A 1,679-nucleotide genomic window follows, 5' to 3' on the forward strand; every position below is an offset into this window, starting at 1 on the left:
CCGACCCGATCCGCTGACCTGCTGCCCTGAGCGTCGCCCGCCGCCGTATCCCGGCCGCTCCCCGCTACCCGAACCTCCCGATCGAGCCGGTCCCGGGCGTGTCCGGGCCCTGGCAGGCCGTCACTCCGGCACGGCCCGACACCACCCGCAGCCTCCGCTTCCTCGACACGGCCGGCGAGCTGCTGGCCGCGGCCCTCACCATCGGCGGCGGCATGGTGCTGACCGGCCTCGCCACCCTGCTCTGAACCCGACCCGCACCCGAGCGGGCCGGCTGCCCGCGTCCCTCATCCGAGGATCCCGCGATGTCCCTGCGCACTTCCCTCAAGAACCTGATCCGCCGCGATGGCGAGCGCCCGAGCCTTCGGGAGCGCGCCGCCGACCTACGTGGCGCTCTACCCAGCCGCCGTACCGTCGTAGCCGGATCGATGGCCGTCGCCGTGCCACTGCCGGCGATCTCCGCGCCGATCGTGGCGACCCCCGCGCAGCCGCATCCCGATGCTGCCCTCGTGACGCTAGGCGAGCGGTGGCTACGGGCGAACGACGCTCAGGAGAGGGCGCGGGAGGAATGGGGTGTCGCCTATCAGCAGGTCTACGCGGTCATCGTCACGTGCCCGCCGGAGCTGTTCGCGACCCGCGATGAGCAAATTCGGGTGCTCGGCGGCTGGCGCTGGCCCACGCTCCTCGGTGTGAACCTCAGGCACGTCGCCTTGGATTGGGGAACCGAGGAGGCTCACACCGAGCGGGCCTGGACCGGGGAGGCGCTGCGCATCGCCATCGCCCGCGCGGTCCCGATGCTTGGCCGAGGCGGCAAAACGCCTGGCCGGATCCGCCGATGGAAAGCTCTCCTGCCGATCGCCGACGCCTTCGATACCCAGGTGGAAGCCGTCGAGACCGCGACCGACCGACGGCGCCTTGAAGCGGCCCGTCGGACGGCAGAGGACGAGTTTCGCGATCTGAACCGCGAGATTGGCCGGCACGTCGCCACTACCCCGGAGGGCATGGCCGCCCTGGTCCGGGTGATCGGCCTCTATCCGTGGAAGGACACGGGCGGCGCCTGGCCGAACCTGCTGCGCAGCGCGGCCGCCGTTGCCGGCATCGACCCCGCCAGCCTCGAACACGAGCACGCCTCGACCCGCGCAGATTGGGCCTGAAGCCGCCACCGCGCGGCGCTCGACCCGCCGCGCCTCCTCCCGCTGATCCTGTGATACGCGGCAACGACCACGACCGCGAGGCCGAGGCGCCCGAGACCGTGCTGCCGGAGGGAGCGACTGAACCGAGGCCAGCGCCGATCGTCCTACCGTGGCGGGGGCAAGGGAACGTCATCACGGCAGCGGGGTCTGCGTTGATAGACTTCCTGGAGCGAGCCTAATGCCAACGGAGATCCCATTGCGCCGCATCGGCCGTGTTGATCGCAAAGGCCGGCCCCTGAACCGGGTGCAGGCGATGCGTTTCTACTGGCTGTTTCTGAACGCCGTAATCCTTGACGTCAGGCTCCACCGCGCTGAACGGCGCGTTGCCGTCTATGGCGTCGACCACGCTGGGCTTGGACTGCTACGGACATCGAGACGCTGGGTGGCCTGTCACGAGGCCATCGCCGCCTTGCTGGAGATCCCCGAGCCTGAAGCCGTTGCTCAGGTGCGGGCGCGACTACAGGGGCCGGTGTCGCCACTGTAGCGCAG

At 70.6% G+C, this 1,679-nt stretch carries 3 protein-coding genes; 2 read left to right on the top strand and 1 reads right to left on the bottom strand.

Annotated features, from left to right (window positions below; genetic code table 11):
* Positions 1 to 98: 98 nt before the first annotated feature.
* Both MKL20_RS01660 and MKL20_RS01665 read left to right on the top strand, forming a co-directional pair.
* On the top strand, positions 99 to 245 hold the full coding sequence (locus MKL20_RS01660) for a hypothetical protein (RefSeq protein ID WP_244035217.1): 147 nt from the start codon (positions 99 to 101) through the stop codon (positions 243 to 245).
* Between the two features lie 57 nt (positions 246 to 302).
* A complete protein-coding gene (locus tag MKL20_RS01665; RefSeq protein WP_244035218.1) occupies positions 303 to 1,151 on the top strand; it encodes a hypothetical protein in 849 nt (282 codons plus the stop codon).
* 214 nt (positions 1,152 to 1,365) lie between these two features.
* Here the strand turns inward: MKL20_RS01665 and MKL20_RS01670 are convergent, their stop codons facing one another.
* Positions 1,366 to 1,536 (bottom strand): hypothetical protein, encoded by a 171-nt coding sequence (locus MKL20_RS01670; protein WP_244035219.1) that lies wholly within the window; start codon positions 1,534 to 1,536, stop codon positions 1,366 to 1,368.
* Positions 1,537 to 1,679: the final 143 nt, after the last annotated feature.

Origin of the sequence: Methylobacterium sp. E-066, from assembly GCF_022829635.1 — a bacterium.
In the GTDB taxonomy this organism is placed as follows: domain Bacteria; phylum Pseudomonadota; class Alphaproteobacteria; order Rhizobiales; family Beijerinckiaceae; genus Methylobacterium.

Bases quoted from the DNA above. Each gene is read 5' to 3' on its own strand.
- MKL20_RS01665 (WP_244035218.1), top strand. From the start codon at position 303: ATGTCCCTGCGCACTTCCCTCAAGAACCTGATCCGCCGCGATGGCGAG.